The sequence below is a fragment of the Pedococcus sp. P2_D7 genome, assembly GCF_056404295.1.
Map to the genome: position 1 here is coordinate 158,845 of NZ_JBFUEH010000004.1, position 25,800 is coordinate 184,644.

The window sequence follows — 25,800 nt, forward strand, 5'->3', positions numbered from 1 at the left end:
ATAGGTTGCCGACCGTGGAAGACGCAGCAGCGGCACGCCAGGAGTCCCCCAGCAGCGGTGGTCCGACCGCAGAGACGGGTGACGCGCCCGTCGACACCGCGGTTGACGGGGTCTACACGGCCGGGTACTTCGAGACGCGGCTGTCCCAGGACCCCAACAGGATCAAGGTGTGGAGACACCTGTGTGCCTACCTCGCGAGGTGGGTGCGACCCGATGCGGCCGTGCTGGAGCTCGGAGCGGGCTGGTGCGACTTCTCCAACCAGGTCAAGGCCGGCCGCGTCGTCGCGATGGACCTCGACGGCACGGTGGAGCGGGCCGCGGCCCCCCACGTCGAGGCCGTGGTGGGGGACTGCACCGACCTGGCCCGCTTCGACGACGCGACCTTCGACGTCGTCTTCGCGTCCAACCTGCTCGAACACCTCCAGCGCCCCCAGTCGCAGCAGCTGCTGGCCGAGGCCCGGCGCGTGCTGCGGACCGGCGGACGGCTGATCCTCATGCAGCCCAACTTCCGGCTCAACCCGGGCCGCTACTTCGACGACTTCACCCACGTCGCGATCTTCACCGACCAGTCCTTGCAGGACTACCTGGTCGCCGAGGGCTGGCGCATCGTCGAGGCCAGGGCCCGGTTCCTGCCGCTCACCCTCAAGTCGCGCGGCTCCGGCCTGACCTTCCTGGTGCCCTGGTACCTGCGTTCGCCCGTCAAACCCCTCGCCGGTCAGATGCTGGTCGTCGCCGAGCCCGCCCCGACTGCCATCCCCCAAGGAGCCTGAAGATGTGGAATGGCAAGAGCCTTGCCGTCGTCCTGCCCACCTACAACGAGAAAGAGAGCATCGCCCAGTGCATCGCCGACTTCGAGGCGCTTGACGTCGTCGACGAGGTGATCGTCGTCAACAACAACGCGGCGGCCGGTACCTCCGAGGAGGTGGCGCGCACGGGGGCTCGTGAGGTGGTCGAGACCACCCAGGGCTACGGCGCGGCGATCAAGCGCGGGATGCGCGAGGCGGAGACCGACCTGGTCTGCATCTGCGAGCCCGACGGCACGTTCAAGCCGGAGGACCTCACCAAGCTGCTCGCCTTCATGTCCGAGTGCGACGTCGTCGTCGGGTCGAGGACGGTCAGCAACTTCATCTGGCACGGGGCCAACATGGGACCCTTCCTGCGGTGGGGCAACTGGGCGGTCGCCAAGCTGATCGAGGTGCTCTACAACACCGCCTACCTCAGTGACGTGGGGTGCACCTTCCGGGTGATGACCCGCGCGCAGGCCGACGAGATCCTTCGGCGGTCAAGGCTCGACGGCTCCGCGTACGGGCTCGAGATGCTGCTGTTGTCGGTCATCATGCGGGCCCGGATGGTGCAGGTCCCGGTCAACTACCACAGCCGGGTGGGCGTCTCCTCGGTCACGGGTGACCTCGACAAGACCATCCGGCTCGGCCTGGAGATGATCGTGCTCGTGCTGCGCATGTGGGTCCGCAAGGGGTCGATCAGGCGCGCTCGCTGAGCCGGGGGGAGTCCAGCTCCTCCACGACCTCGTTGAGGGCGGTGCCGTCCGCGTGGTCGCTGAACACGTGCCGGCGGTAGGCCCAGAACCGGAACGCCGTGGCCAGGACCAGCCCCACGCCGTTGGCGGCGATGTTGTCCGCCAGGGGCGAGGTGAGGTCGAGGGCGTAGTGGGACACCCACAGACAGCCCATCGCGATGAGCGTGCCCACGGTGGCCATCACCGCGAAGAGCAGGAACTCGTGGTGGGCCGCGGCACGGCGGGAGTGTCGGAACGTCCAGTAGCGGTTCCCGAGCCAGGCGACCACGGTGGCGGCGGCGCCCGAGACGACCTTGGCACTGAGCGGGTAGTCGTACAGGGGACCGTGGCCGCCGGCGAAGCGCAACAGGTTGAACCCGCCGACGTCGACGACGAAACCGAGGCCGCCGACCATGCCGAACTTCACGACCTGCCGGAACACCGGGTGCAGGCGGTCACGCAGCGCGACCATGGGGCTCCTCGAGGTGGTGGGTGGCTGACGCCCCACGCTACCAATCCGGGACCGGGGGGCGCGGGGTAACCGATTTGGTCGGGTACCACGCAGGCGGTATCTTTGAACACTGTGTCTGAGGTCTGCCTCAGTCATGCGCTGGAGTCGGAGCCGACCACCGTGAACGACCGTCGGCCGCTGGACCAGCACCCCTCTCGCCGGGCACTCCGCAACCGAACCGCCATGGTTCGCGCGTGGAGGGTGCAGGGGAGAGCGCCGAGCCCGACACACCCGAGTGCGGGGGTCGGGCAAGGCACCACACCAAGGAGTGCCAGCAGGACCGCAGCCGCGGCCCGGCGGCACAGAACATCAACTACGTACGGAGAACAGGTTGCCTACGATCAACCAGCTTGTGCGCAAGGGGCGTCAGGACAAGGTCACCAAGACCAAGACTCCTGCCCTCAAGGGTTCGCCCCAGCGCCGTGGCGTGTGCACGCGTGTGTACACCACCACCCCCAAGAAGCCGAACTCTGCCCTGCGCAAGGTCGCCCGTGTGCGCCTCACCAGCGGCATCGAGGTCACGGCCTACATCCCGGGCGTCGGCCACAACCTGCAGGAGCACTCGATCGTGCTCGTGCGTGGCGGTCGTGTGAAGGACCTCCCGGGTGTCCGTTACAAGATCGTCCGCGGCTCGCTCGACACCCAGGGTGTCAAGAACCGCAAGCAGGCCCGCTCCCGTTACGGCGCGAAGATGGAGAAGAAGTAATGCCTCGCAAGGGACCCGCGCCCAAGCGCCCCCTCGTCGTCGACCCGGTCCACAACTCCCCGTTGGTGACCCAGCTGGTCAACAAGATCCTCCTCGATGGCAAGAAGTCCATCGCCGAGACGATCGTCTACGGCGCCCTCGAGGGCGTCAAGGAGAAGACCGGCTCCGACCCCGTCGTGACCCTCAAGCGCGCGCTGGACAACATCCGTCCGACGCTCGAGGTCAAGTCGCGTCGTGTCGGTGGCGCCACCTACCAGGTGCCGATCGAGGTCAAGCCCAACCGCGCGACCACCCTCGCCCTGCGCTGGATGGTCGGCTACTCGCGGCAGCGTCGTGAGAAGACCATGACCGAGCGGCTCATGAACGAGATCCTCGACGCGTCCAACGGCCTCGGCGCCGCGGTGAAGCGTCGCGAGGACACCCACAAGATGGCCGAGTCCAACAAGGCCTTCGCGCACTACCGCTGGTAACAGCGACCGGTATGCCGCGTGCCACCGCGTGCACGCGGCATACCGGAGGTGCGTGGTCGAGGCCCCGCCCCCCACGCACCACCACGAACTTTTTCTAACGAGCGAGATGAGACGATCACATTGGCACTCGACGTCCTGACGGACCTGACCAAGGTCCGCAACATCGGGATCATGGCGCACATCGACGCCGGCAAGACGACGACGACTGAGCGCATCCTCTTCTACACCGGTGTCAACCACAAGATCGGTGAGACCCACGACGGTGCGTCGACCACCGACTGGATGGAGCAGGAGAAGGAGCGCGGCATCACGATCACGTCTGCCGCCGTCACCTCCTTCTGGGAGGGCACCCAGATCAACATCATCGACACCCCCGGTCACGTGGACTTCACGGTCGAGGTGGAGCGCTCGCTGCGCGTCCTCGACGGTGCCGTCGCCGTGTTCGACGGCAAGGAGGGCGTCGAGCCCCAGTCCGAGACCGTGTGGCGTCAGGCCGACAAGTACGACGTCCCCCGCATCGCGTTCGTCAACAAGATGGACAAGCTCGGCGCGGACTTCTACTTCACCGTCGACACCATCAAGGACCGCCTCGGCGCGGAGCCCCTCGTGCTCCAGCTGCCGATCGGCTCCGAGAGCGAGTTCGTCGGCGTCGTCGACCTCATCTACCGTCGTGCTCTCGTGTGGCCCGGTGACGCCAAGGGTGACGTCACCATGGGTGCCAAGTACGAGATCCAGGAGATCCCGGCCGACATGCTCGAGAAGGTGGAGGAGTACCGCCACGCCCTCGTCGAGCGCGTCGCCGAGTCCGACGACGTCCTCATGGAGAAGTACCTCGGTGGCGAGGAGCTGACGCCCGAGGAGATCAAGGGCGCGATCCGCAAGCTCACGGTCAGCTCCGAGCTCTACCCGATCCTGTGTGGCTCGGCGTTCAAGAACCGCGGTGTGCAGCCGATGCTCGACGCGGTCGTCGACTACCTGCCGTCGCCGCTCGACGTCCCCCCGATGGTCGGCCACAAGCCGAACCACGAGGAGGTCGAGATGACGCGCAAGCCCGACACGAGCGAGCCGTTCTCGGCGCTGGCCTTCAAGGTCGCCACGCACCCGTTCTTCGGCACGCTGACCTTCATCCGGGTCTACTCCGGCCAGATCTCCTCCGGCTCCGCGGTCGTCAACACGACCAAGGGCCGCAAGGAGCGCATCGGCAAGCTCTTCCAGATGCACGCCAACAAGGAGAACCCCGTGGACGAGGCCCTCGCGGGTCACATCTACGCGGCGATCGGCCTGAAGGACACCACGACCGGTGACACCCTGAGCGACCCGAACGACCAGATCGTGCTCGAGTCGATGACGTTCCCGGACCCGGTCATCCAGGTGGCCATCGAGCCCAAGACCAAGGGCGACCAGGAGAAGCTCTCCACGGCCATCCAGAAGCTCTCCGCCGAGGACCCGACCTTCCAGGTCCACCACGACGAGGAGACCGGCCAGACGATCATCGCCGGCATGGGCGAGCTCCACCTCGACATCCTCGTGGACCGCATGAAGCGCGAGTTCAAGGTCGAGGCCAACGTCGGCAAGCCGCAGGTGGCCTACCGCGAGACGATCCGTCGCACCGTGGAGAAGTTCGACTACACCCACAAGAAGCAGACGGGTGGCTCCGGCCAGTTCGCCAAGATCCAGATCAGCATCGAGCCCCTGGACACCACCGAGTCCGGCGAGCTGTACGAGTTCGAGAACAAGGTCACCGGTGGCCGCGTCCCGCGCGAGTACATCCCGTCGGTCGACGCCGGTATCCAGGACGCCATGCAGTACGGCGTGCTCGCCGGCTACCCGCTGGTCGGCATCAAGGCGACGCTGCTCGATGGCGCCTACCACGACGTCGACTCCTCCGAGATGGCGTTCAAGATCGCCGGCTCGATGGCGCTCAAGGAGGCCGTCCGCAAGGCCGACCCCGTGCTCCTCGAGCCGATGATGGCCGTCGAGGTGCGCACGCCCGAGGACTACATGGGCGACGTCATCGGTGACATCAACTCCCGCCGTGGCCAGATCCAGGCCATGGAGGACATCAGTGGTGCCAAGGTCGTTCGCGGCCTGGTCCCCCTGTCGGAGATGTTCGGCTACGTCGGAGACCTGCGGTCCAAGACCCAGGGTCGGGCGAACTACTCGATGGAGTTTGACTCCTACGCCGAGGTCCCCAAGGCTGTTGCCGAGGAGATCATCAAGAAGACCCGTGGTGAGTGACCGGTAGCATTACCGGTCGCACCACGGACTGCAGAGCTCCACAACCCCCAATCCGCGCCACGTCCCGCCTGGGAACACGGCGTTCAACCAAAGAAGAGTCCTGAGGAGGACATCAAGTGGCGAAGGCAAAGTTCGAGCGGACTAAGCCGCACGTCAACATCGGCACCATTGGTCACATCGACCACGGTAAGACGACGCTGACGGCTGCGATTTCCAAGGTCCTGCACGACAAGTACCCGGACCTGAACCCGCAGTTCGCGTTCGACGACATCGACAAGGCACCCGAAGAGAAGCAGCGCGGTATCACGATCTCGATCGCGCACATCGAGTACCAGACGGAGAGCCGTCACTACGCCCACGTCGACTGCCCCGGACACGCTGACTACGTGAAGAACATGATCACGGGTGCGGCGCAGATGGACGGTGCGATCCTCGTTGTCGCGGCCACCGACGGTCCGATGCCCCAGACGAAGGAGCACGTCCTCCTGGCCCGCCAGGTCGGCGTTCCCTACATCGTCGTGGCGCTCAACAAGGCCGACATGGTCGACGACGAGGAGATCCTCGAGCTCGTCGAGATGGAGGTCCGTGAGCTGCTGTCCGACTACGAGTTCCCGGGCGACGACCTGCCGGTCGTCAAGGTCTCGGCGCTGAAGGCGCTCGAGGGCGACGCCGAGTGGGGCAAGTCGGTCCTGGAGCTGATGGACGCGGTTGACAGCGCCATCCCCGAGCCGGAGCGCGAGGTCGACAAGCCGTTCCTCATGCCCGTCGAGGACGTCTTCACGATCACCGGTCGTGGCACCGTCGTCACCGGTCGTATCGAGCGCGGCATCCTCAACGTCAACGAGGAGATCGAGATCGTCGGCATCCACGAGGGTCCGCCCACCAAGACCACCGTCACCGGCATCGAGATGTTCCGCAAGCTCCTCGACGAGGGTCGTGCGGGCGAGAACGTCGGCCTGCTGCTGCGTGGCACCAAGCGCGAGGACGTCGAGCGCGGGCAGGTCATCTGCAAGCCGGGCTCGATCACCCCGCACACGGACTTCGAGGCGAACGTCTACATCCTCTCGAAGGACGAGGGTGGCCGGCACACGCCGTTCTACGACAACTACCGCCCGCAGTTCTACTTCCGTACCACCGACGTGACCGGCGTCGTGCACCTCCCCGAGGGCACCGAGATGGTCATGCCCGGTGACAACACGGAGATGAACGTCGAGCTCATCCAGCCGATCGCCATGGAGGAGGGCCTGCGCTTCGCCATCCGCGAGGGCGGCCGTACCGTCGGCGCCGGCCGCGTCACCAAGATCACGAAGTAGTTCCTGCGATCTGACGCACCAGCACCACCTGGAGGGCCCCGCAGCTTCGGCTGCGGGGCCCTTCGCCCTGTCCTGTGGTCGCCCGGGGCATACCCGACTTTGACCGGGTATGCCGTGTCTGTCCGGTTCCCGGGTACGGCTCGTGGGGGAGGCGGGCGTGCGCGGGCGGGGCTATTTTCGGGCCATGACCGGACGGTTCCGCCGCGTGGCCCTGGGAACGGTGGTGCTCCTCACCGTGCTCGCAGGACCGGTGGCGTCGGCACCCGGTGACCCGACCGTGCGGTTCAGCGCCGCCGGTGACTTCTCGGCGTCGTCCGCCGCGACGAGTGTCTTCGACCTCGTCGGCTCGCTCGACAACGACTTCCACGCCGCGCTCGGTGACATGTCCTACGGCGCCACGGGCGCCGAGGACGCGTGGTGCACCGCGGTCAAGGCCGGCGTGGGAGAGGGTTATCCGTTCGAGCTGATCTCGGGCAACCACGAGAGCAACGGGCAGAACGGCAACATCAACGACTTCTCGGCCTGCCTGCCCAACCAGCTGCCCGGCCTGCGGGGGACCTACGGGCGCCAGTACTACGTCGACGTGCCCGCGTCGGCGCCCCTGGTGCGCTACATCGCCGTCGCCGCCGGCATCCCCTTCACCACGGGCACGCTGAGCTATGCCGTCGGCACCCCGCAGTACAACTGGACCTCGGCGGCGATCGACTCCGCCCGGACCGCCGGCATCCCGTGGGTCGTCGTCGCCAACCACACGCCGTGCCTGAGCCTGGGGATGTATGCCTGTGAGATGGGCTCCGACCTGGCCAATCTGCTGTTGGCCAAGAAGGTCGACGTCGTGCTGGGCGGACACGAGCACCTCTATCAGCGCACCAAGCAGCTCACCACCCGCACCGGCTGCACCCAGCTCGTCCCGGGCACCTTCAACGCCTCGTGCGTCGTCGACTCCGACAACGACCTGGCCGCCGGCGTCGGCACCGTATTCGCCACGGTCGGCACCGGTGGGATCAACCAGCGCGACGTCAACACCACCGACCCCGAGGCCGGCTACTTCGCCGCCTACGCCGGGGCGAACATCAACTCCACGTTCGGCGTGCTGGACTTCTCCGCCACGGCGGACGTGCTGACGGCGACGTTCCGCCGCGCCTCGGGTGGCACCTTCACCGACGCCTTCACGATCACGCGCGGGGCCGCGCCGCCCAACCAGCCGCCGACGGCCGACTTCACCCCGAGCTGCACCCAGCTCGCCTGCACGGTGAACGCCTCTGCCAGCACCGATGCAGACGGCACGATCAGCTCCTATGCGTGGCAGTTCGGTGACGGCGGCACCGGCACGGGCGTCACGTCCAGCCGGACGTATGCCGCGGCCGGCACCTACACGATCACCCTCACCGTGACCGACGACGACGGCGCCACCAACACCACCACGAGGTCGGTCACGGTCGCCCCGGCGCCCAACCAGCCCCCGACGGCGAGCTTCACGAACAGCTGCACCGACCTGGCCTGCACCTTCAACGGCACGGGTTCCAGCGACCCAGACGGGACCATCGCGTCCTACGCCTGGCAGTTCGGGGACGGCAGCACCGGGACCGGGGCGACGTCGAGCCGCACGTATGCCGCGGCCGGCACCTACCCGGTCACCCTCACCGTCACCGACAACGACGGTGCGACCGGCCTGACCACGAGCTCCGTCACGGTGACCGCCCCGCCCCCGGTGACCGTCCTCGCCGCCGATGCGTACAGCCGCACCCTTGCCTCGGGCTGGGGGAGCGCCGACACCGGCGGGGCCTGGACCTTCAACGGGTCCGCCACGAACCTGTCCGTGGGCTCCGGGGTGGGCCAGGTGAGGCTCGCCGCAGGGTCCGGCCCGTGGCTCGCCCTCGCGGGCGTCTCCTCCTCCTCGACCGACCTCATCGCCACCATCGCGCTCGACAAGGTGCCCACCGGCAGCGGAGAGTACGTCTCGCTGAACGGTCGGCGGGTGGCCGGCGTCGGCGACTACCGCGCCAAGGTGCACTACACCTCCAACGGCGGAGTGTGGCTGTCGCTGCAGCGGGCCACCTCGGCCAACGCAGAGACCGTCCTCGCGGCAGAGACGCAGCTCCCGGGGATCACGATGGCGGCCGGAGAGAAACTGCTGGCCCGGGTCCAGGTCACCGGCACCTCTCCGACCACCGTCCGCGCACGGGTCTGGAAGTCCGGGACCACCGAGCCCACGACGTGGCAGAAGACCGCGACGGACTCCACGGCAGGGTTCCAGGCGGCTGGTGGCGTGGGCTTCTACCTCTACCTCTCGGGCACGGCGACCAATGCGCCCATCACCACGTCGATCGACGACCTCAAGGCTGTCCCGTTCCCCTGACCCGGCCGGTCCGCATCCGGTCGAACTCGGTGGCGGTCAGCTCGTAGACCACCTCGCCGAGCTCGGACCCCGGCAACGGTTCGTCCCACTGCCGCACGTCGGTGCGCACGGGTCGTAGCCCGAGCCGCCGGAGGACGGCTCGGGACCGCGTGTTCACGGCCATCGTCTCGGCCCAGATGCGCCGGAGGCGCACGGTGTCGAAGCCGTGCTCGAGCACACGGGCTGCGCCCTCGCTGGCCAGCCCGCGTCCCCAGGCGCGCTGGCGCAGCCGGTAGCCGAGCTCGGCGGCGTCGCCACCCGTGGGCGTCAGGCAGAACCACCCGACGAACTCGTCGTGCTCGAAGGCCGACCAGTACCCCAGTCCCAGCCGGTCGTGGGCTGGGTCGGTGCGTTGCGGCATCCACACCTCGATGACCTCGTCGGGAGGGGTCTCCCGGCCGGTGAGGAACTCCATCACGGCCGGGTCGCCGTCCAGCTCGACGAGCAGGGCGCCGTCGTCGTCGGTGAGCGGTCGGAGCTCGAGCCGGGCCGTCGTCAGGCTCGGCCGCGCCATCAGGGAGCCGCCACCAGCAGCTCCGGTCCGATCTCGGACACCGACCCCACCCCGGACAGGCCCATCGTCAGGTCGAGCTCGGCCACGATGTTGGCCAGGACGTCCCGCACCCCGGCGCGCCCGGCCAGGGCCAGTCCGTAGATGTAGGGGCGCCCGATCGCCACGGCGTCGGCACCGAGGGCGATCGCCTTCACCACGTCGCTCCCCGTGCGGACCCCGCTGTCCAGCACGAGGGGGAGCTCAGGCCCGACCGCGGCCCGTACGGCGGGCAGGGCGTCGAGCGAGGCGATGGCGCCGTCGACCTGGCGGCCGCCGTGGTTGCTCACCACGATGCCGCTGGCTCCGACCTCGACCGCGCGCCTCGCGTCGTCCGGGTGGAGCACCCCCTTGACGAGGAAGGGTAGGGACGTGCGGTCGCGCAGGGTCGCGAGCTGCTCCCAGGTGAGCCCGGGGTTGGAGTAGATGTCGAGGAACGTCTCCACGGCCGCGCGGGGGGTGGGGGAGCGCAGGTTGGACCGCAGGTCGCCGGGGTGCTCACGACTGATGGACAGCAGTGACCGCAGCGCGCCGAGGGTGACCTTGACGTCCTCGGTGGAGCCCTGCTGCTCCTGCTTGGCCGCCACCCGCTCGGCGACGACCTGCTGGAAGCGGGGGTCCGAGGTGTACTGGGCGATCCCGATCCCCTGCGAGAACGGCAGCGACCCCAGGTTGAGGTCCTGCGGTCGCCAGCCGAGCATCGTGGTGTCCAGCGTGACGACGATCGCCTCGGCGCCGCTGGCCGCGGCCCTGGCCAGGAGGCTGTCGACCAGCAGCTCGTCCTTCGACCAGTAGAGCTGGAACCACCGCGGACCCGAACCCATGGCCACGGCGACGTCCTCCATGGGGGAACACCCTTGGTTCGACACGATGTAGGGCAGGCCCAGGTCGGCTGCGGCCGTGCCGATCTCGGTGTCGCTGTCGCGGTGGACCAGCCCGGCCGCTCCCACCGGTGCGAGCAGCACGGGAGCGGGCAGCCGACGCCCCAGCAGCTCGGTGGACAGGTCACGGGTGGCCCGGCCGGGCAGCATGCGGGGGACGATCACGTGGCGGTCGAACGCCGACCGGTTGGCGCGTGCCGTCGCGCCCTCGCCGGCGGCGCCCGCGACGTAGGCCCAGGCCCGCGGCGACATCGCCGCCTGCGCGCGCCGCTCGAGCTCCCCGAAGTCGGTGGGCACGGTGGGCCGGTGCCCGAGGACGCCGGCGCGGTAGACCAGACCTTGACGGGTGCGGCCGGGCCCCTCGGGGGGCGGGACGGCTGATCGGTCCGACATGGCTCGATCCTGCCAGTCAGCCGGGCGCCGTGGCTGCGAACGCCGGGCCGACCTGACCGCACCGCGAGAGGTGGGCCGGCGGCATACCGGTGCTGGCAGGGTGGGCGGGGTCGGCGGTGCGCGACGCGCCACTGGTGCGGGTATGCCGGGTGCCACCGGCTCGATTTGGTAGGTCGCCGCCCGCTCTGGCACACTGGACCGGTTGCTTGACGCGCGCCGTTGACCCATGTCGACGCCGCCACCCCCGGTGACACACCTCGAACCGTGCGATCAGCACGGGGCGACACTCCAGGGAAGCGCAAGCCCCGGCTCTGCCGGTCAATCCGAACCGCACGACTGCGTGAAAACGCGTGTCGTCCGGCCGCGAAGCGGGTGCGACACACCCGACCGCGGGGGTCGGAGATGGCCAAGAGCCGGCCAAGCTAGATGTTCGGCGAGAGAGAGACGTAACGGAGATGGCGGGACAGAAGATCCGCATCCGCTTGAAGTCGTATGACCACGAGGTCATCGACAACTCGGCGCGCAAGATTGTCGACACGGTGACCCGTGCTGGCGCGACGGTGGTCGGCCCAGTGCCGCTGCCCACGGAGAAGAACGTCTTCGTGGTCATCCGTTCGCCCCACAAGTACAAGGACAGCCGCGAGCACTTCGAGATGCGCACCCACAAGCGCTTGATCGACATCATCGACCCGACGCCGAAGGCCGTCGACTCGCTGATGCGTCTCGACCTGCCGGCTGACGTCAACATCGAGATCAAGCTCTGAGGCTGGCGATATGACCACCACTGCTACCAAGACCGTGAAGGGTGTGCTGGGCAAGAAGCTCGGCATGACCCAGGTGTGGGATGCCGAGAACCGGCTCATCCCCGTCACCGTCATCGAGGCGGGCCCCTGCGTCGTCACGCAGGTGCGCGACGCCGCGACGGACGGCTACGACGCCGTCCAGATCGCGTTCGGCGCCATCGACCCCCGCAAGGTGACCAAGCCCCTGACCGGGCACTTCGAGAAGGCCGGCGTGACCCCGCGTCGCCACCTCGTGGAGCTCCGTACCGCTGACGCCGCCGAGTACACGCTCGGCCAGGAAGTCACGGTCGAGACCTTCGAGGCCGGCCAGGACATCGACGTCACCGGCACCACCAAGGGCAAGGGCTTTGCCGGCGTCATGAAGCGTCACGGCTTCCACGGCGTCAGCTCTTCCCACGGTTCCCACAAGAACCACCGCAAGCCGGGCTCGATCGGTGGCTGCGCCACCCCGGGTCGCGTCTTCAAGGGCATGCGCATGGCCGGCCGGATGGGCGGCGAGCGCCAGACCACCCAGAACCTCACGATCCACGCCGTGGACGTTGAGCGGGGCCTGCTGCTGGTGAAGGGTGCCGTTCCCGGCCCCCGCAACGGCACGGTCCTCGTCCGCACGGCCGCGAAGGGAGCCTGACCCAGATGGCTACCAAGACTGTCGTTGCCGACCTGCCCGCCGAGATCTTCGACGTCCAGGTCAACGTCCCGCTGATCCACCAGGTCGTCGTGGCCCAGCTGGCTGCTGCGCGTCAGGGCACGCACTCCACCAAGACCCGCGGCGAAGTCCGCGGTGGTGGCCGCAAGCCTTACCGCCAGAAGGGCACCGGCCGCGCCCGTCAGGGCTCGACCCGCGCCCCGCAGTTCGCCGGTGGTGGCGTCGTCCACGGCCCGCAGCCGCGTGACTACGCCCAGCGGACCCCCAAGAAGATGAAGGCCGCTGCCCTGCGTGGCGCCCTCTCCGACCGGGCCCGCCACGACCGCGTGCACGTCGTCGAGTCGCTGGTGACGGGCTCCGCCCCGTCCACCAAGGACGCGCTCGCCCTGCTCGCCGGTCTGACCGACCGTCCCAACCTGCTCGTGGTGCTCGACCGCAGTGACCTCGTGTCGCTGAAGTCGGTGCGCAACCTCGAGGGCGTGCACGTGCTCGCCGCCGACCAGCTCAACACGTACGACGTGCTGTGCTCGGACGACGTCGTCTTCACCAAGGCCGCCCTGGAGGCTTTCGTCACCAAGGCACAGCCGGTGGGTGGCGTCGAGGTCACGATCGTCGACGAGACGCCTGCCAAGGCCGCGAAGGCTGAGAAGCCGGCCAAGGCTGACAAGCCCGTCAAGGCTGAGAAGCCCGCGAAGCCCGCGAAGGCTGAGAAGGCTGACAAGCCCGCCAAGGCTGAGAAGGCTGACAAGCCGGCCAAGGCCGACCAGCCCGCCACGCTCGTGGACGCGCCCGAGACGGACTTCGGTCCCGACTCGGCCGCCGCCCTCGAGGACGGCTCCGCGCCGGAGGGCTTCGAGGTCAAGGGCAACAAGGACTCGATGAAGTACCACGTCCCCGGCTCCCGCTGGTACGACGCGACCGACGCCGAGGTCTGGTTCCGCACTGCGGATGCAGCCGCGGCCGCCGGCTTCGTCCCCGCTGGTGGCGCTGCCGCCCAGGAGACCACTGACGTGGCCGAGGAGGAGACCAAGTGAGCACCCTCGCTGCAGGCAAGGACCCGCGCGACATCCTGATCGCACCGGTCGTTTCCGAGAAGTCGTACTCGCTGCTCGACCAGGGCAAGTACACCTTCATCGTCGACCCGCGGGCGAACAAGACGGAGATCAAGATCGCCGTCGAGCGCGTCTTCAACGTCAAGGTTGACTCCGTCCACACCCTCAACCGTGTCGGCAAGACCCGCCGCACCCGGTTCGGCATCGGCAAGCGCAAGGACACCAAGCGTGCGATCGTCACCCTCCGCGAGGGCTCGATCGACATCTTCGGTGCCGGCGCCTGACGGAATCGCTGAAGAGACGTAAGGGATTACGAACAATGGGTATCCGCAAGTACAAGCCGACCACGCCTGGCCGCCGAGGCTCCAGCGTCGCCGACTTCGTCGAGGTCACGCGCTCCACGCCTGAGAAGTCGCTGGTGCGCCCCCTCACGAAGTCCGGTGGCCGCAACAGCAACGGCCGCATCACCACCCGTCACATCGGTGGTGGACACAAGCGCGCCTACCGCGTCATCGACTTCCGTCGCCATGACAAGGACGGTGTGCCGGCCAAGGTCGCTCACATCGAGTACGACCCCAACCGCACGGCGCGCATCGCGCTGCTGCACTACGCCGACGGTGAGAAGCGCTACATCCTGGCCCCCAAGGGCCTGGAGCAGGGCGCCAACATCGAGAACGGCCCCTCGGCGGACATCAAGCCGGGCAACAGTCTGCCGCTGCGCAACATCCCGACCGGTACGGTCATCCACGCCGTCGAGCTCAAGCCCGGTGGCGGCGCGAAGATCGCCCGTTCGGCTGGTGTGCGTGTGCAGCTCGTCGCCAAGGACGGCCCCTACGCCCAGCTGCGTATGCCGTCCGGTGAGATCCGCAACGTCGACCTGCGCTGCCGCGCCACGGTCGGCGAGGTGGGCAACGCCGAGCAGTCCAACATCAACTGGGGCAAGGCCGGCCGCATGCGGTGGAAGGGCAAGCGCCCGACCGTCCGTGGTGTCGCCATGAACCCGGTCGACCACCCGCACGGTGGTGGCGAGGGCAAGACGTCCGGTGGACGTCACCCCGTCAGCCCGTGGGGTCAGGCCGAGGGCCGCACCCGTCGCCCCGGCAAGCCGAGCGACAAGATGATCGTTCGCCGCCGCCGTACTGGCAAGAAGCGCTGAGAAGGAGCCTGAGAAACCATGCCTCGTAGCTTGAAGAAGGGCCCCTTCATCGACGGCCACCTTCAGAAGAAGGTCGACGTCCAGAACGAAGCGGGCACCAAGAACGTCATCAAGACCTGGTCACGTCGTTCGGTCGTGAGCCCGGACATGCTGGGTCACACCCTCGCCGTGCACGACGGCCGCAAGCACGTCCCGGTGTTCGTCACCGAGTCGATGGTCGGCCACAAGCTCGGTGAGTTCGCGCCGACCCGCACGTTCAAGGGTCACGTGAAGGACGACAAGAAGGGGCGGCGTCGCTGATGGCTGCCTCCACCGACAACAAGGACAACGTGATGGAAGCCAAGGCGAGCGGACGCAACATCCGCGTCACGCCCCAGAAGGCGCGCCGCATCGTGGACCTGATCCGCGGGAAGCAGGCCGTCGAGGCGATTGCCGTGCTGCGGTTCGCCCCGCAGTCTGCGTCCGACCCGGTCCAGAAGGTGCTCGAGAGCGCCATCGCCAACGCCCGGGTCAAGGCTGACAAGGCCTCCGAGGCCTTCGACGAGCGCGACCTGGTCATCAGCTCCGCCTTCGTCGACGAGGGTCCGACCATGAAGCGTTTCCGCCCGCGGGCCCAGGGCCGCGCGGCACGCATCAACAAGCGGACCAGCCACATCACCGTGGTCGTCACGCCGAAGACCACCAAGGGAGGCACCCGCTAATGGGTCAGAAGGTCAACCCGCACGGCTTCCGCCTCGGTATCACCACCGAGCACAAGAGCCGCTGGTTCGCTGACTCCACCAAGGAGGGTCAGCGGTACCGCGACTACGTCAAGGAAGACGTCGCCATCCGCAAGCTCATGTCCGAGGGCATGGAGCGGGCCGGCATCTCCCGCGTCGAGATCGAGCGCACCCGTGACCGCGTCCGTGTGGACATCCACACCGCGCGTCCCGGCATCGTGATCGGTCGCCGCGGCGCCGAGGCCGACCGCATCCGTGGCGAGCTCGAGAAGCTCACCGGCAAGCAGGTCCAGCTGAACATCCTCGAGGTCAAGAACCCCGAGGTCGACAGCCAGCTCGTCGCGCAGGGCATCGCCGAGCAGCTGTCTGCTCGCGTGTCGTTCCGTCGCGCGATGCGCAAGGGCATGCAGTCCGCCACCCGCGCCGGCGCCAAGGGCATCCGTGTCCAGGTCTCCGGTCGCCTCGGCGGCGCCGAGATGTCTCGCACCGAGTTCTACCGCGAGGGTCGCGTCCCGCTGCACACCCTGCGTGCGCAGATCGACTACGGCTTCTACGAGGCCCGCACCACCTTCGGTCGCATCGGCGTCAAGGTGTGGATCTACAAGGGTGACGTCACCGCTCGTGAGCTGGCCCAGCAGCAGGCTGCTGCGCCGCGCCCGAGCCGTGGCCCCCGTCGTGACGGCGCCGACCGCCCCGCCCGCGCTCGTCGCGAGCGTCCGGAGGCCGCCGCCACCGAGACCGCTGCTGAGGCTCCCGCCACTGAGGCGACCGCAGCCAGCACTGAGGGAGAGCAGTCCTGACATGTTGATTCCTCGTCGAGTCAAGCACCGCAAGCAGCACCACCCGGGTCGCTCGGGCGCTGCGAAGGGCGGCACCAAGATCGCGTTCGGTGACTTCGGCATCCAGGCCCTCGAGCCCGCCTACGTCACCAACCGTCAGATCGAGTCCGCTCGTATTGCGATGACGCGTTACATGAAGCGTGGTGGAAAGGTGTGGATCAACATCTACCCCGACCGCCCGCTGACCAAGAAGCCTGCCGAGACCCGCATGGGTTCCGGTAAGGGCTCCCCCGAGTGGTGGATCGCCAACATCAAGCCTGGTCGCGTGATGTTCGAGGTGTCCGGTGTGTCCGAAGAGGTCGCCCGTGAGGCCATGCGTCTGGCGATGCACAAGCTCCCCATGAAGTGCCGCTTCGTTCGGCGTGAGGGTGGTGACATCTGATGGCAGTCGGATCCAAGGACCTGGTGTCGGAGAACCTGCGTGGTCTCGACGACGACCGTCTGGTCGACGAGCTCCGCAAGGCCAAGGAGGAGCTCTTCAACCTCCGCTTCCAGTCGGCCACCGGCCAGCTGGACAACCACGGCCGTCTGCGCGCCGTCCGCAAGGACATCGCCCGCATCTACACCGAGCTGCGTGAGCGTGAGCTGGGTATCGGGCAGAGCCCGAGTGCATCGGCCAAGGAGGAGTCGGCATGACCAAGAACACGAAGGACAAGGCCGTGGATGACGCCGTGACGGCGCAGGACCGCAACTACCGCAAGACCCGTCAGGGTTACGTGGTGAGCGACAAGATGGACAAGACCGTCGTGGTCGAGGTCGAGGACCGCGTGAAGCACGCGCTCTACGGCAAGGTCCTGCGGCGCTCGAGCAAGGTCAAGGCCCACGACGAGGACAACGCTGCCGGTATCGGCGACCGCGTCTCGATCATGGAGACCCGTCCCCTCTCGGCCACCAAGCGCTGGCGCGTGGTGGAGATCCTCGAGAAGGCCAAGTAAGCCACCTGCCGCCTCGGCAAGCCCATCTGTCATCAGACAGTCAAGTTCGGCCAGGCTCGCCCGCATGGGTGAGAACCAGCACGACGAGTAGGAGTGAGAAGTGATCCAGCAGGAGTCGCGACTGCGTGTCGCCGACAACACTGGTGCAAAGGAAATCCTCTGCATCCGTGTCCTCGGTGGCTCGGGTCGTCGTTACGCCGGCATCGGTGACGTCATCGTCGCCGCAGTCAAGGACGCCATCCCTGGCGGCAACGTCAAGAAGGGCGACGTCGTCAAGGCTGTCATCGTGCGCACCACCAAGGAGCGCCGTCGCGGTGACGGGTCGTACATCAAGTTCGACGAGAACGCCGCCGTCATCCTCAAGGCCGACGGGGACCCCCGTGGCACGCGCATCTTCGGCCCCGTGGGCCGCGAACTGCGTGAGAAGAAGTTCATGAAGATCATCTCGTTGGCGCCGGAGGTGCTCTGACCCATGGCTGACAAGAAGAAGATGAAGATCAAGAAGGGTGACACCGTCAAGGTGCTCACCGGCAAGGACCGCAACAGCATTGGCAAGGTCATCGCCGTCTACCCCGAGACCGAGCGCGTGCTCGTCGAGGGTGTCAACCGCGTGACCCGCCACACCAAGGCCGGCCAGACCGCTCGCGGCAGCCGCACCGGTGGCCTGGTCGTCCAGGAAGCTGCGATCCACGTCAGCAACGTCGCGGTCGTCGACCCGGACGACAAGAAGGTCGGCACCCGGATCAAGACCCGCGTCGAGACCGTCGAGCGCAACGGCCGCACCAAGACCGTCCGCACCCGTGTCGCGGTGCGCTCGGGCAAGGACCTGTGAGAGACATGACCGAAACTGAAACCATCACCCAGACCCAGGTTTCCGCAGCGGTGACCCCGCGCCTCAAGCAGCGCTACGCGGACGAGATCAAGGGCCAGCTGTTCACGCAGTTCGGCTACGAGAACGTCATGCAGGTGCCCGGCGTGGTCAAGGTCGTCGTCAACATGGGTGTCGGTGACGCCGCCAAGGACGCCAAGCTCATCGAGGGCGCGATCAAGGACCTCTCGGCCATCACCGGCCAGAAGCCCCTGGTTACCAAGGCCCGCAAGTCCATCGCGCAGTTCAAGCTCCGCGAGGGTATGCCGATCGGTGCGCACACCACGCTGCGCGGCGACCGGATGTGGGAGTTCCTCGACCGCCTCGTGTCGGTGGGCCTGCCCCGTATCCGTGACTTCCGCGGCCTGTCGCCCAAGCAGTTCGACGGCAAGGGCAACTACACCTTCGGCCTCACGGAGCAGTCCATGTTCCACGAGATCGACCAGGACCGGATCGACCGCGTGCGTGGCATGGACATCACCGTCGTGACGACCGCCACCAACGACGACGAGGGCCGCGCACTGCTCAAGGCGCTCGGCTTCCCCTTCAAGGAGAACTGACATGGCGAAGACCGCCCTGGTCAACAAGGCCAACAAGAAGCCGAAGTTCAAGGTGCGTGGCTACACCCGTTGCCAGCGCTGCGGCCGACCGCACTCGGTCTACCGCAAGTTCGGGCTCTGCCGCATCTGCCTTCGCGAGATGGCACACCGCGGCGAGCTGCCCGGCGTCACCAAGAGCTCCTGGTAATACCCACCGATTTCATCCTTACATCGCAGGTCGCTGCAGACGCAGTGAAACCACGGTGAGAGAGGGCCGGAGAAGCCCATGACCATGACTGACCCGATTGCGGACATGCTGACCCGCGTCCGGAACGCCAACTCGGCGCACCACGACGCAGTCTCCATGCCGTTTTCCAAGCTGAAGTCCCACATCGCCGAGATCCTCCAGGCCGAGGGCTACATCGCCTCCTGGAAGGTCGAGGACGCCGAGGTCGGCAAGACGCTGACCATCGAGCTGAAGTACGGCCCCAACCGCGAGCGTTCCATCGCTGGCGTGCGCCGTGTCTCCAAGCCCGGTCTGCGTGTCTACGCCAAGTCGACGAACCTGCCCAAGGTTCTCGGCGGTCTCGGTGTGGCCATCCTTTCCACCTCGTCTGGTCTCCTCACGGACCGCCAGGCCAAAGCCAAGGGCGTGGGCGGGGAAGTCCTCGCCTACGTCTGGTAAGGGGATTCGACATGTCGCGTATCGGACGACTCCCAGTTGCCATCCCGAGCGGTGTCGAGGTCACCATCGACGGCCAGTCCGTCACGGTGAAGGGCCCCAAGGGCGAGCTCAGCCACGTCGTGGCCGAGCCGATCACGGTCGAGAAGGGCGACGCTGACCTCGAGGTCAAGCGCCCCAACGACGAGCGCCAGTCCCGTGCCCTGCACGGCCTGACCCGCTCGCTCATCAACAACATGGTGCTCGGTGTGACCGAGGGCTATGAGAAGAAGCTGGAGATCCACGGCACGGGTTACCGCGTGGCCAACAAGGGTGGCGACCTCGAGTTCGCGCTCGGCTACAGCCACTCGATCACCGTCAAGGCCCCCGAGGGCATCTCCTTCGCCGTCGAGAACCCGACCCGCTTCGCGGTCCAGGGCATCGACAAGCAGCTCGTTGGCGAGGTTGCTGCGAACATCCGCAAGCTGCGCAAGCCCGACCCGTACAAGGGCAAGGGTGTTCGCTATGCGGGCGAGCAGATCCGTCGCAAGGTCGGAAAGGCCGGTAAGTAAGCCATGGCAATGATCGTCAAGCGCTCCAAGGGCAAGTCCGCTGCACGCGGCCGTCGCCACCTGCGCCTGCGCAAGAAGGTGACCGGTACGACCGTGCGTCCGCGCCTGGTCGTGTCGCGCTCCTCGCGCCACGTCTTCGTGCAGATCGTCGACGACACCATCGGCAAGACCGTGGCGTCGGCCTCCACCATGGAGGCGGACCTGCGTTCGTTCGAGGGTGACAAGACCGCCAAGGCCCGCAAGGTGGGCGAGCTGCTCGCCGAGCGTGCCAAGAGCGCCGGCGTCGAGGCCGTCGTGTTCGACCGTGGTGGCAACAAGTACCACGGCCGCGTCGCGGCCATCGCCGAGGGCGCCCGCGAGGGTGGACTGGCCCTGTGAGCACCGTGACCGAAACCGTTATTGAGATGAGGAACATCTGATGCCCGGACCCCAGCGTCGAGGCACTGGTGCCGCTGCTGGCGGCGACGCAGCTCGTGGCGAGCGCGGCGACCGCCGCGGTGGCCGCGACAACCGTCGTGAAGGCGGCCGCGACCAGGCCGAGAAGAGCGCCTACGTCGAGCGCGTCGTGACCATCAACCGCGTGTCCAAGGTCGTCAAGGGTGGTCGTCGCTTCAGCTTCACCGCCCTCGTGGTCGTGGGCGACGGCGACGGAACCGTCGGCGTCGGCTACGGCAAGGCCAAGGAAGTCCCCGCGGCGATCGCCAAGGGTGTCGAGGAGGCCAAGAAGGAGTTCTTCAAGGTCCCGCGCATCCAGGGCACCATCCCGCACCCCGTGCAGGGTGAGGCCGCTGCCGGTGTCGTCATGCTCCGTCCCGCCGCTCCCGGTACCGGTGTCATCGCCGGTGGTCCGGTGCGCGCGGTGCTCGAGTGCGCCGGCATCCACGACGTGCTGAGCAAGTCGCTCGGCTCCGACAACGCCATCAACGTCGTCCACGCGACGGTCGCGGCCCTCCGGGGTCTCGAGCGTCCGGAGGAAGTGGCTGCCCGCCGCGGCCTCCCGGTCGACCGGGTGGCCCCGGCCGCCATGCTGCGTGCCCAGGCTGCCGGTCGCGAAGCTGCGAAGGCAGGTGCCTGATGCGTCTCAAGGTGACCCAGACCCGTTCCGAGATCGGTGGCAAGCAGAACCAGCGTGACACGCTGCGCAGCCTCGGTCTGAAGCGCATTGGCGACGTCGTCGTCAAGGAGGACCGTCCCGAGATCCGCGGGATGGTCAAGACGGTGACCCACCTGGTCGCCGTCGAGGAGGTTGACTGACCATGGCAGAGAAGAAGGCCGCCAAGGCCGCTGCCGCCCCTGAGGGCACTGCCCTCAAGGTGCACCACCTGCGTCCCGCCCCGGGTGCCAAGACCGCCAAGACCCGCGTGGGTCGCGGTGAGGGCTCCAAGGGCAAGACCGCCGGTCGTGGCACCAAGGGCACCAAGGCCCGCTACCAGGTTCCGGAGCGCTTCGAGGGTGGCGCCATGCCGCTGCACATGCGTCTGCCGAAGCTGCGTGGCTTCAAGAACCCGTTCCGTGTGGAGTTCCAGGTCGTCAACCTGGACAAGCTGTCCGCCCTGTTCCCCGAGGGTGGCGATGTGACCATCGCCGACCTCGTGGCCAAGGGTGCGGTTCGCGACAACTCCCCTGTCAAGGTGCTCGGCACCGGCGAGATCACCGTCAAGGTCAACGTGACCGCTGACAAGTTCTCGGCGACCGCCAAGGAGAAGATCGAGGCCGCTGGCGGCTCGGTCACCTCCGCCTGACCAAGCCAGAACAACAGGGTATGCCGCGGGCTCACCGCTCAGGTGAGCGCGCGGCATACCCCGTTTGTGGTCTCCAGCACGTGTGAGCGCGTCCCGGGCCAAGCCTCGAGGTCGTGCCGTGTGATACCCCTCGCTGGCGCTCGGGGTAACCTTCCTAGGATTGCCTGACCATCATTACCGCGTGGCCCCACCGGCCCGCGTCACCAGGAGGACCTGTGCTCACCGCCTTCACCCGTGCGTTCAAGACGCCGGACCTGCGCAGGAAGCTGCTGTTCACCCTCGCGATCGTCGTCGTCTTCCGGCTCGGCTCGCACGTGCCCGTCCCCGGCGTGAGCTACACCGCCGTCCAGGCGTGCATCAAGGGCGCCGACTCGACGACAGGTGTGCTGGGCCTGGCCAACCTCTTCAGTGGTGGCGCGCTCCTGCAGCTGTCGATCTTCGCGCTCGGGATCATGCCGTACATCACGGCGAGCATCATCGTGCAGCTCCTCACCGTGGTCATCCCGCGGTTCGAGGCCCTCAAGAAGGAGGGCCAACAGGGCCAGACGAAGATGACGCAGTACACCCGTTACCTGACCATCGGCCTGGCGGTCCTGCAGTCCTCCACCCTCATCACGTTCGCGCAGAACCCGTCGGCGCTCTTCGGGCCGAAGTGCACGAGCATCCTGCCTGACGAGTCGATCCCGACCCTGGTCATCATGGTGCTCACCATGACCGCCGGCACCGGTGTCGTCATGTGGCTCGGTGAGCTCGTCACCGACAAGGGCATCGGCAACGGTATGTCCCTGCTGATCTTCACCTCGATCGCCAGCTCGTTCCCGAGCTCGCTCTGGGCGATCCAGCAGCAGGACGGCCGGTGGGACGTCTTCATCGGCGTCATCCTGCTCGGCTTCCTCATCATCGCGCTCGTCGTCTTCGTCGAGCAGAGCCAGCGCCGCATCCCGGTGCAGTACGCCAAGCGCCAGGTCGGCCGCCAGATGTACGGCGGCACCTCGACCTACATCCCGCTCAAGGTCAACATGGCCGGCGTCATCCCCGTGATCTTCGCCTCGTCCCTGCTCGCGCTGCCCTCTTTGCTGGCACAGTTCAACCGCAAGGCGGATGGAAGCTCTGCGGGCTGGGTGAACTGGGTCGACGCTCACCTGGTCCGTGGTGACCACCCGATCTACATGATCATCTACATCGCGCTGATCCTGTTCTTCACGTTCTTCTACGTGTCGATCACGTTCAACCCGGTGGAGGTGGCCGACAACATGAAGCGCTACGGCGGCTTCATCCCAGGTATCCGCGCCGGGCGACCCACGGCCGAGTACCTCGACTACGTGCTCACCCGCATCACGGTTCCAGGGGCCATCTACCTCGGCCTCGTCTCGCTGATCCCGCTCATCGCACTGGTACTCGTCGGCGCCAACCAGAACTTCCCGTTCGGTGGCACCTCCATCCTGATCATCGTCGGTGTCGGCCTCGAGACGGTGAAGCAGATCGAGTCGCAGCTGCAGCAGCGGCACTACGAAGGGTTCCTTCGGTAATGCGTCTGATCATCCTCGGGCCGCCCGGTGCCGGTAAGGGCACGCAGGCGGCCAAGATCGCCGAGAAGTTCGGCATCCCCGCGATCTCCACCGGCGACATCTTCCGGGCCAACATCAAGAACGAGACCCCGCTCGGCCTGCAGGTCAAGGAGGTGCTCGCGTCCGGTGGCTACGTCACCGACGAGATCACCAACGCGATCGTGCGCGACCGGCTGTTCGAGGACGACGCCGAGCAGGGCTTCCTGCTCGACGGCTTCCCGCGCACGGCCGCCCAGGTCGAGACCCTCGACGCGATCCTGACCGAGCACGGCCACGCACTCAGTGCGGTCCTCGAGCTGACGGTCGACAACGAAGCGGTGGTCCAGCGGCTGCTCAAGCGGGCCGAGATCGAGGGACGCGAGGACGACACCGAAGAGGTCATCCGCGAGCGCCAGGCGATCTACCGCCGCGAGACGGCCCCCCTGACCGAGGTCTACTCCGCCCGCGGCCTGCTCGTGCAGGTCGACGGCATGGGGTCGGTCGACGACGTCTTCACCCGCATCTCCGAAGCCCTCGAAGGGGTTGCTCGATCCTGATGTTCGGCAGGTCCCGCATCGAGACCAAGACCCCTGACCAGATCCTGCGCATGCGCAAGGCTGGCCTGGTGGTCGGTCAGACCCTCCAGCTGATGGCCCAGACGGTCCGTCCGGGAATGACCACCAAGCAGCTCGACGAGCTGGCCGAGGAGCACATCCGCGGCTGCGGGGCGACCCCGTCGTTCCTCGGCTACCACGGGTTCACCGGGTCGCTGTGCACGTCGGTCAACGACGAGGTCGTGCACGGCATCCCCGGCGCGCGGGTGCTGGCCGAGGGCGACCTCATCTCGATCGACTGCGGCGCGATCGTCGACGGCTGGCACGGCGACGCGGCCATCTCCGTCATCGTGGGCGGCCGCGACGCCGGGCGTCCCGAGGACCTCGCGCTCATCGACGCCACCGAGGACTCCATGTGGGCCGGCATCGCCGCGCTCGCCGTGGGGGAGTCGCTGTATGCCGTGGGTGCCGGGGTCGAGGACAGCATCGTCGCCTCGGGCGAGCGCGACGGACACGACTACGGGATCATCGAGGACTACGTCGGCCACGGCATCGGCACCGAGATGCACATGGACCCGCAGGTGCCGAACTACCGCGTCCGCGACCGGGGTCCCACGGTGCGCTCCGGCGTGACGGTCGCGATCGAGCCGATGGTGACCCTCGGCAGCGCCGACACGACCGTGCTCGAGGACGACTGGACCGTCGTGACCAACGACAAGTCCAGGGCGGCCCACTGGGAGAACACCGTGGCCGTCACCGACGCCGGGCTCTGGGTGCTGACTGCCCTCGACGGCGGCAAGGAGCGGCTGGAAGCCGCCGGCGCGGCATACGCCCCTCTCGCCTGAGCTGAAAGCAGCGGTGCGCCTTGAACGGTCGGGGGCGCCCGGTATGGTCGCCAAATGGCCCTTCCCATCAGTCGAAGTGCCATGGACAAGCTGGGCAAGAAGCTGATGTCTGGGACCATGGCTCCCGAGGACTGGCAACGGCTTGAGGATGTTCTGTCGGCATACCAGGACTCACTCGACAGCGCCCAGGTAATCCTTTCGGACGCCGGCCTTCAGCCGACGACACGTGTCAAGTCCACCGGCACTCTGATCGAGAAACTTCAACGAGGAACGTCGATGAAGAGTATCCAGGACATCGCTGGAGCTCGGGTGGTTGTGTCCGGCGGTAGGCCAGCGCAAGACGCGGTGGTAGTCAAGGTGCGCATGCTTCTCGGAGGCGAGGGGGAGGCGGCGCCGAGAACGGTGGACCGACGAGCCAACCCCACCCATGGATACCGCGCGGTGCACGTCATCGCGCATCACAATGGACTACCCGTGGAACTCCAAGTGCGAACAGAACTCCAAGACTCGTGGGCCCAGCTCGTCGAGCGGGTTGGGGATGCTTGGGGGAGAGGGTTGCGATACGGCACTCCAGTCAACGAGCCGATGCGTCCCTTGTTTGCTGGTGGACGGGTCAACAGGTCCGACTTCGTACGCAGCCTGATGAATCTCAGCGAGTCCCTGGATCGACTCGAGACAAACGAGGGCGTGCTGCGATGGCTATCAGCACCCCATCGTGAGGGCATTCTCGAGAATGAGAGCTTGCGCCTGAGTTATTCTGAGCTGGCAGCGGAAATACACGGCCTCCGATCTCGCGTGGTGGGCCAACTCGATACCCTCGGTGAACTTCTGGACCAGATGGAGGCCTCGTGAATCACTTCTTGATCGTGTTCGAACGCCTCCAAGGTCAGTTGCTCGATATTCGAGAGTTCGACCGGGCGGACAAAGCGTTGAGCGGGAGATTTGAGGCGGAGCGCCTTTACCACGGTAGCCGCGACGTTGAAGTCGTCGTGCTGGGTGCCAAGTCACTGGAGGACCTCCGTCGCACGCACTCGCGCTACTTCAGTACTGGCCGCGAATTGGTAAGGGGTGCAGTGGGGCGCGTCGCTGAGGCATCAGAGCCAAGTCACTACTGAGTGTGAGCCGCGAACCCAGGCCATCGTCGGGAAGGGTCAGCTCAAGCAATCGCCTCTCAGTGTGCGGTGGTCACCGAACCGCCTGGTGGGGCCTCGGTGACGAACGGGTCGCCACACGTGCGCAACGAAAATCGCGGCCATCTGTGGACTGCGTGAGCACGATTTCGTGCTCACGCAGTCCTGGCGTAGACTGATCTGTCGGTGCGCGACCTCGCGTGCCGTATTCGTGTG

Annotated in this window: 36 protein-coding genes; 33 read left to right on the forward strand and 3 right to left on the reverse strand. The window is 67.3% G+C overall.

The genetic code is table 11. From position 1 onward, the window contains the following. Positions 1-14: 14 nt before the first annotated feature. Both AC1DWJ_RS09845 and AC1DWJ_RS09850 read left to right on the forward strand, forming a co-directional pair. Positions 15-770: a class I SAM-dependent methyltransferase gene (locus tag AC1DWJ_RS09845; protein ID WP_457253855.1), complete on the forward strand. Its 756-nt coding sequence runs from the start codon at positions 15-17 to the stop codon at positions 768-770. Positions 771-772: 2 nt separating this feature from the next. Continuing rightward, a complete protein-coding gene (locus AC1DWJ_RS09850; RefSeq protein ID WP_457253854.1) occupies positions 773-1,498 on the forward strand; it encodes a glycosyltransferase family 2 protein in 726 nt (241 codons plus the stop codon). Here the strand turns inward: AC1DWJ_RS09850 and AC1DWJ_RS09855 are convergent. After that, positions 1,482-1,988, reverse strand: coding sequence for a GtrA family protein (locus AC1DWJ_RS09855; protein WP_457253852.1), 507 nt, complete (start codon positions 1,986-1,988; stop codon positions 1,482-1,484). The genes AC1DWJ_RS09850 and AC1DWJ_RS09855 overlap by 17 nt on opposite strands. Positions 1,989-2,358: 370 nt before the next feature. On the opposite strand from AC1DWJ_RS09855, the gene rpsL reads away from it, so the two are divergent. From rpsL to AC1DWJ_RS09880, 5 genes are all read left to right on the forward strand, one after another. Further along, complete coding sequence (gene rpsL, locus AC1DWJ_RS09860; RefSeq protein WP_056883290.1) at positions 2,359-2,733, forward strand: 30S ribosomal protein S12; 375 nt, start codon at positions 2,359-2,361, stop codon at positions 2,731-2,733. Beyond that, the gene (gene rpsG / locus AC1DWJ_RS09865; protein ID WP_056915473.1) at positions 2,733-3,203 is read left to right on the forward strand and encodes a 30S ribosomal protein S7; all 471 of its coding nucleotides are present in this window, start codon (positions 2,733-2,735) and stop codon (positions 3,201-3,203) included. The genes rpsL and rpsG overlap by 1 nt, the downstream gene beginning before the upstream one ends. 120 nt (positions 3,204-3,323) lie before the next feature. Further along, complete coding sequence (gene fusA / locus AC1DWJ_RS09870) at positions 3,324-5,441, forward strand: elongation factor G (RefSeq protein WP_477620696.1); 2,118 nt, start codon at positions 3,324-3,326, stop codon at positions 5,439-5,441. 116 nt (positions 5,442-5,557) lie between these two features. After that, positions 5,558-6,754 carry an elongation factor Tu gene (gene tuf / locus AC1DWJ_RS09875; RefSeq protein WP_344129948.1) on the forward strand — a complete coding sequence of 399 codons (1,197 nt, stop codon included), beginning with the start codon at positions 5,558-5,560 and terminating at the stop codon, positions 6,752-6,754. Between the two features lie 184 nt (positions 6,755-6,938). Continuing rightward, positions 6,939-9,113 carry a PKD domain-containing protein gene (locus AC1DWJ_RS09880; RefSeq protein WP_457253850.1) on the forward strand — a complete coding sequence of 725 codons (2,175 nt, stop codon included), beginning with the start codon at positions 6,939-6,941 and terminating at the stop codon, positions 9,111-9,113. Here the strand turns inward: AC1DWJ_RS09880 and AC1DWJ_RS09885 are convergent. Then, complete coding sequence (locus AC1DWJ_RS09885; protein WP_477620697.1) at positions 9,091-9,666, reverse strand: GNAT family N-acetyltransferase; 576 nt, start codon at positions 9,664-9,666, stop codon at positions 9,091-9,093. The two genes, AC1DWJ_RS09880 and AC1DWJ_RS09885, sit on opposite strands and share 23 nt — an antisense overlap. Continuing rightward, complete coding sequence (locus tag AC1DWJ_RS09890) at positions 9,666-10,976, reverse strand: alpha-hydroxy-acid oxidizing protein (protein WP_477620698.1); 1,311 nt, start codon at positions 10,974-10,976, stop codon at positions 9,666-9,668. The genes AC1DWJ_RS09885 and AC1DWJ_RS09890 overlap by 1 nt, the downstream gene beginning before the upstream one ends. A 455-nt stretch (positions 10,977-11,431) precedes the next feature. Here AC1DWJ_RS09890 and rpsJ point away from each other — a divergent pair, with 455 nt between their 5' ends. The 26 genes from rpsJ (at position 11,432) to AC1DWJ_RS10020 (ending at position 25,569) form a co-directional block, all read left to right on the forward strand. After that, positions 11,432-11,740, forward strand: a complete 309-nt coding sequence (gene rpsJ / locus AC1DWJ_RS09895; RefSeq protein ID WP_009775966.1) for a 30S ribosomal protein S10 — start codon at positions 11,432-11,434, stop codon at positions 11,738-11,740. 10 nt (positions 11,741-11,750) lie between these two features. Next, positions 11,751-12,407 (forward strand): 50S ribosomal protein L3, encoded by a 657-nt coding sequence (rplC, locus tag AC1DWJ_RS09900; RefSeq protein WP_457253846.1) that lies wholly within the window; start codon positions 11,751-11,753, stop codon positions 12,405-12,407. Positions 12,408-12,412: 5 nt separating this feature from the next. After that, the gene (gene rplD / locus AC1DWJ_RS09905) at positions 12,413-13,459 is read left to right on the forward strand and encodes a 50S ribosomal protein L4, sunset domain variant (RefSeq protein ID WP_477620699.1); all 1,047 of its coding nucleotides are present in this window, start codon (positions 12,413-12,415) and stop codon (positions 13,457-13,459) included. Next, positions 13,456-13,761, forward strand: a complete 306-nt coding sequence (gene rplW / locus AC1DWJ_RS09910) for a 50S ribosomal protein L23 (protein ID WP_056923998.1) — start codon at positions 13,456-13,458, stop codon at positions 13,759-13,761. Before rplD ends, rplW begins: the two co-directional genes overlap by 4 nt. A gap of 35 nt (positions 13,762-13,796) precedes the next feature. Further along, on the forward strand, positions 13,797-14,633 hold the full coding sequence (rplB, locus tag AC1DWJ_RS09915) for a 50S ribosomal protein L2 (protein ID WP_056923997.1): 837 nt from the start codon (positions 13,797-13,799) through the stop codon (positions 14,631-14,633). An 18-nt stretch (positions 14,634-14,651) separates the two neighbouring features. Continuing rightward, positions 14,652-14,933, forward strand: a complete 282-nt coding sequence (gene rpsS, locus AC1DWJ_RS09920; RefSeq protein WP_056923996.1) for a 30S ribosomal protein S19 — start codon at positions 14,652-14,654, stop codon at positions 14,931-14,933. Between the two features lie 32 nt (positions 14,934-14,965). After that, entirely contained in the window at positions 14,966-15,334 is a 369-nt protein-coding gene (gene rplV, locus AC1DWJ_RS09925; protein WP_457254171.1) for a 50S ribosomal protein L22, read from the forward strand. After that, positions 15,334-16,152 carry a 30S ribosomal protein S3 gene (gene rpsC, locus AC1DWJ_RS09930; RefSeq protein WP_457253842.1) on the forward strand — a complete coding sequence of 273 codons (819 nt, stop codon included), beginning with the start codon at positions 15,334-15,336 and terminating at the stop codon, positions 16,150-16,152. Before rplV ends, rpsC begins: the two co-directional genes overlap by 1 nt. A gap of 1 nt (position 16,153) precedes the next feature. Then, complete coding sequence (rplP, locus tag AC1DWJ_RS09935; RefSeq protein WP_457253841.1) at positions 16,154-16,573, forward strand: 50S ribosomal protein L16; 420 nt, start codon at positions 16,154-16,156, stop codon at positions 16,571-16,573. Beyond that, entirely contained in the window at positions 16,573-16,827 is a 255-nt protein-coding gene (rpmC, locus tag AC1DWJ_RS09940) for a 50S ribosomal protein L29 (protein ID WP_056923994.1), read from the forward strand. The genes rplP and rpmC overlap by 1 nt, the downstream gene beginning before the upstream one ends. Beyond that, a complete protein-coding gene (gene rpsQ, locus AC1DWJ_RS09945; protein ID WP_457253840.1) occupies positions 16,824-17,126 on the forward strand; it encodes a 30S ribosomal protein S17 in 303 nt (100 codons plus the stop codon). Before rpmC ends, rpsQ begins: the two co-directional genes overlap by 4 nt. Before the next feature lie 100 nt (positions 17,127-17,226). Then, positions 17,227-17,595: a 50S ribosomal protein L14 gene (gene rplN, locus AC1DWJ_RS09950; protein ID WP_056923992.1), complete on the forward strand. Its 369-nt coding sequence runs from the start codon at positions 17,227-17,229 to the stop codon at positions 17,593-17,595. Between the two features lie 3 nt (positions 17,596-17,598). Beyond that, positions 17,599-17,958, forward strand: coding sequence for a 50S ribosomal protein L24 (rplX, locus tag AC1DWJ_RS09955; protein ID WP_056923991.1), 360 nt, complete (start codon positions 17,599-17,601; stop codon positions 17,956-17,958). 5 nt (positions 17,959-17,963) lie between these two features. Further along, complete coding sequence (gene rplE, locus AC1DWJ_RS09960; protein WP_457253838.1) at positions 17,964-18,554, forward strand: 50S ribosomal protein L5; 591 nt, start codon at positions 17,964-17,966, stop codon at positions 18,552-18,554. Between the two features lies 1 nt (position 18,555). Next, positions 18,556-18,741, forward strand: coding sequence for a type Z 30S ribosomal protein S14 (locus AC1DWJ_RS09965; protein ID WP_035902511.1), 186 nt, complete (start codon positions 18,556-18,558; stop codon positions 18,739-18,741). Between the two features lie 78 nt (positions 18,742-18,819). Continuing rightward, positions 18,820-19,218: a 30S ribosomal protein S8 gene (gene rpsH, locus AC1DWJ_RS09970; protein ID WP_056923989.1), complete on the forward strand. Its 399-nt coding sequence runs from the start codon at positions 18,820-18,822 to the stop codon at positions 19,216-19,218. Between the two features lie 11 nt (positions 19,219-19,229). Beyond that, positions 19,230-19,766 (forward strand): 50S ribosomal protein L6, encoded by a 537-nt coding sequence (rplF, locus tag AC1DWJ_RS09975; protein WP_457253835.1) that lies wholly within the window; start codon positions 19,230-19,232, stop codon positions 19,764-19,766. Positions 19,767-19,769: 3 nt separating this feature from the next. Further along, positions 19,770-20,144 (forward strand): 50S ribosomal protein L18, encoded by a 375-nt coding sequence (rplR, locus tag AC1DWJ_RS09980; RefSeq protein WP_457253834.1) that lies wholly within the window; start codon positions 19,770-19,772, stop codon positions 20,142-20,144. A 40-nt stretch (positions 20,145-20,184) separates the two neighbouring features. Continuing rightward, positions 20,185-20,841: a 30S ribosomal protein S5 gene (gene rpsE / locus AC1DWJ_RS09985; protein ID WP_457253833.1), complete on the forward strand. Its 657-nt coding sequence runs from the start codon at positions 20,185-20,187 to the stop codon at positions 20,839-20,841. Beyond that, the gene (rpmD, locus tag AC1DWJ_RS09990; protein WP_056924254.1) at positions 20,838-21,020 is read left to right on the forward strand and encodes a 50S ribosomal protein L30; all 183 of its coding nucleotides are present in this window, start codon (positions 20,838-20,840) and stop codon (positions 21,018-21,020) included. Before rpsE ends, rpmD begins: the two co-directional genes overlap by 4 nt. A gap of 2 nt (positions 21,021-21,022) precedes the next feature. Further along, the gene (rplO, locus tag AC1DWJ_RS09995; RefSeq protein ID WP_056923985.1) at positions 21,023-21,508 is read left to right on the forward strand and encodes a 50S ribosomal protein L15; all 486 of its coding nucleotides are present in this window, start codon (positions 21,023-21,025) and stop codon (positions 21,506-21,508) included. A 215-nt stretch (positions 21,509-21,723) separates the two neighbouring features. After that, entirely contained in the window at positions 21,724-23,037 is a 1,314-nt protein-coding gene (gene secY / locus AC1DWJ_RS10000; RefSeq protein ID WP_457253832.1) for a preprotein translocase subunit SecY, read from the forward strand. Then, on the forward strand, positions 23,037-23,612 hold the full coding sequence (locus AC1DWJ_RS10005; RefSeq protein WP_477620700.1) for an adenylate kinase: 576 nt from the start codon (positions 23,037-23,039) through the stop codon (positions 23,610-23,612). The genes secY and AC1DWJ_RS10005 overlap by 1 nt, the downstream gene beginning before the upstream one ends. Continuing rightward, a complete protein-coding gene (gene map / locus AC1DWJ_RS10010; protein ID WP_477620701.1) occupies positions 23,612-24,454 on the forward strand; it encodes a type I methionyl aminopeptidase in 843 nt (280 codons plus the stop codon). Before AC1DWJ_RS10005 ends, map begins: the two co-directional genes overlap by 1 nt. 54 nt (positions 24,455-24,508) lie before the next feature. Then, entirely contained in the window at positions 24,509-25,306 is a 798-nt protein-coding gene (locus AC1DWJ_RS10015) for a RelA/SpoT domain-containing protein (protein ID WP_457253828.1), read from the forward strand. After that, positions 25,303-25,569, forward strand: coding sequence for a hypothetical protein (locus AC1DWJ_RS10020; RefSeq protein WP_457253827.1), 267 nt, complete (start codon positions 25,303-25,305; stop codon positions 25,567-25,569). The genes AC1DWJ_RS10015 and AC1DWJ_RS10020 overlap by 4 nt, the downstream gene beginning before the upstream one ends. The last annotated feature ends 231 nt before the right edge of the window (positions 25,570-25,800 follow it).

Excerpts from the sequence above, each read along its gene's own strand:
- AC1DWJ_RS09880 (WP_457253850.1), top strand. The coding sequence starts at position 6,939 with ATGACCGGACGGTTCCGCCGCGTGGCCCTGGGAACGGTGGTGCTCCTC.
- rplR (WP_457253834.1), top strand. The coding sequence starts at position 19,770 with ATGGCAATGATCGTCAAGCGCTCCAAGGGCAAGTCCGCTGCACGCGGC.
- rplF (WP_457253835.1), top strand. The coding sequence starts at position 19,230 with ATGTCGCGTATCGGACGACTCCCAGTTGCCATCCCGAGCGGTGTCGAG.
- rplD (WP_477620699.1), top strand. The coding sequence starts at position 12,413 with ATGGCTACCAAGACTGTCGTTGCCGACCTGCCCGCCGAGATCTTCGAC.
- rplX (WP_056923991.1), top strand. The coding sequence starts at position 17,599 with ATGGCTGACAAGAAGAAGATGAAGATCAAGAAGGGTGACACCGTCAAG.
- AC1DWJ_RS09850 (WP_457253854.1), top strand. The coding sequence starts at position 773 with ATGTGGAATGGCAAGAGCCTTGCCGTCGTCCTGCCCACCTACAACGAG.
- rpsG (WP_056915473.1), top strand. The coding sequence starts at position 2,733 with ATGCCTCGCAAGGGACCCGCGCCCAAGCGCCCCCTCGTCGTCGACCCG.
- map (WP_477620701.1), top strand. The coding sequence starts at position 23,612 with ATGTTCGGCAGGTCCCGCATCGAGACCAAGACCCCTGACCAGATCCTG.
- AC1DWJ_RS09885 (WP_477620697.1), bottom strand. The coding sequence starts at position 9,666 with ATGGCGCGGCCGAGCCTGACGACGGCCCGGCTCGAGCTCCGACCGCTC.
- AC1DWJ_RS09890 (WP_477620698.1), bottom strand. The coding sequence starts at position 10,976 with ATGTCGGACCGATCAGCCGTCCCGCCCCCCGAGGGGCCCGGCCGCACC.
- rpsS (WP_056923996.1), top strand. The coding sequence starts at position 14,652 with ATGCCTCGTAGCTTGAAGAAGGGCCCCTTCATCGACGGCCACCTTCAG.
- AC1DWJ_RS09965 (WP_035902511.1), top strand. The coding sequence starts at position 18,556 with ATGGCGAAGACCGCCCTGGTCAACAAGGCCAACAAGAAGCCGAAGTTC.
- rpsH (WP_056923989.1), top strand. The coding sequence starts at position 18,820 with ATGACCATGACTGACCCGATTGCGGACATGCTGACCCGCGTCCGGAAC.
- AC1DWJ_RS09855 (WP_457253852.1), bottom strand. The coding sequence starts at position 1,988 with ATGGTCGCGCTGCGTGACCGCCTGCACCCGGTGTTCCGGCAGGTCGTG.
- rplC (WP_457253846.1), top strand. The coding sequence starts at position 11,751 with ATGACCACCACTGCTACCAAGACCGTGAAGGGTGTGCTGGGCAAGAAG.
- rpmC (WP_056923994.1), top strand. The coding sequence starts at position 16,573 with ATGGCAGTCGGATCCAAGGACCTGGTGTCGGAGAACCTGCGTGGTCTC.
- rpsQ (WP_457253840.1), top strand. The coding sequence starts at position 16,824 with ATGACCAAGAACACGAAGGACAAGGCCGTGGATGACGCCGTGACGGCG.
- AC1DWJ_RS10005 (WP_477620700.1), top strand. The coding sequence starts at position 23,037 with ATGCGTCTGATCATCCTCGGGCCGCCCGGTGCCGGTAAGGGCACGCAG.
- rplE (WP_457253838.1), top strand. The coding sequence starts at position 17,964 with ATGACCGAAACTGAAACCATCACCCAGACCCAGGTTTCCGCAGCGGTG.
- rpsJ (WP_009775966.1), top strand. The coding sequence starts at position 11,432 with ATGGCGGGACAGAAGATCCGCATCCGCTTGAAGTCGTATGACCACGAG.
- rpsC (WP_457253842.1), top strand. The coding sequence starts at position 15,334 with ATGGGTCAGAAGGTCAACCCGCACGGCTTCCGCCTCGGTATCACCACC.
- rpsE (WP_457253833.1), top strand. The coding sequence starts at position 20,185 with ATGCCCGGACCCCAGCGTCGAGGCACTGGTGCCGCTGCTGGCGGCGAC.
- rplP (WP_457253841.1), top strand. The coding sequence starts at position 16,154 with ATGTTGATTCCTCGTCGAGTCAAGCACCGCAAGCAGCACCACCCGGGT.
- AC1DWJ_RS10015 (WP_457253828.1), top strand. The coding sequence starts at position 24,509 with ATGGCCCTTCCCATCAGTCGAAGTGCCATGGACAAGCTGGGCAAGAAG.
- rplO (WP_056923985.1), top strand. The coding sequence starts at position 21,023 with ATGGCAGAGAAGAAGGCCGCCAAGGCCGCTGCCGCCCCTGAGGGCACT.
- rplB (WP_056923997.1), top strand. The coding sequence starts at position 13,797 with ATGGGTATCCGCAAGTACAAGCCGACCACGCCTGGCCGCCGAGGCTCC.
- rplV (WP_457254171.1), top strand. The coding sequence starts at position 14,966 with ATGGAAGCCAAGGCGAGCGGACGCAACATCCGCGTCACGCCCCAGAAG.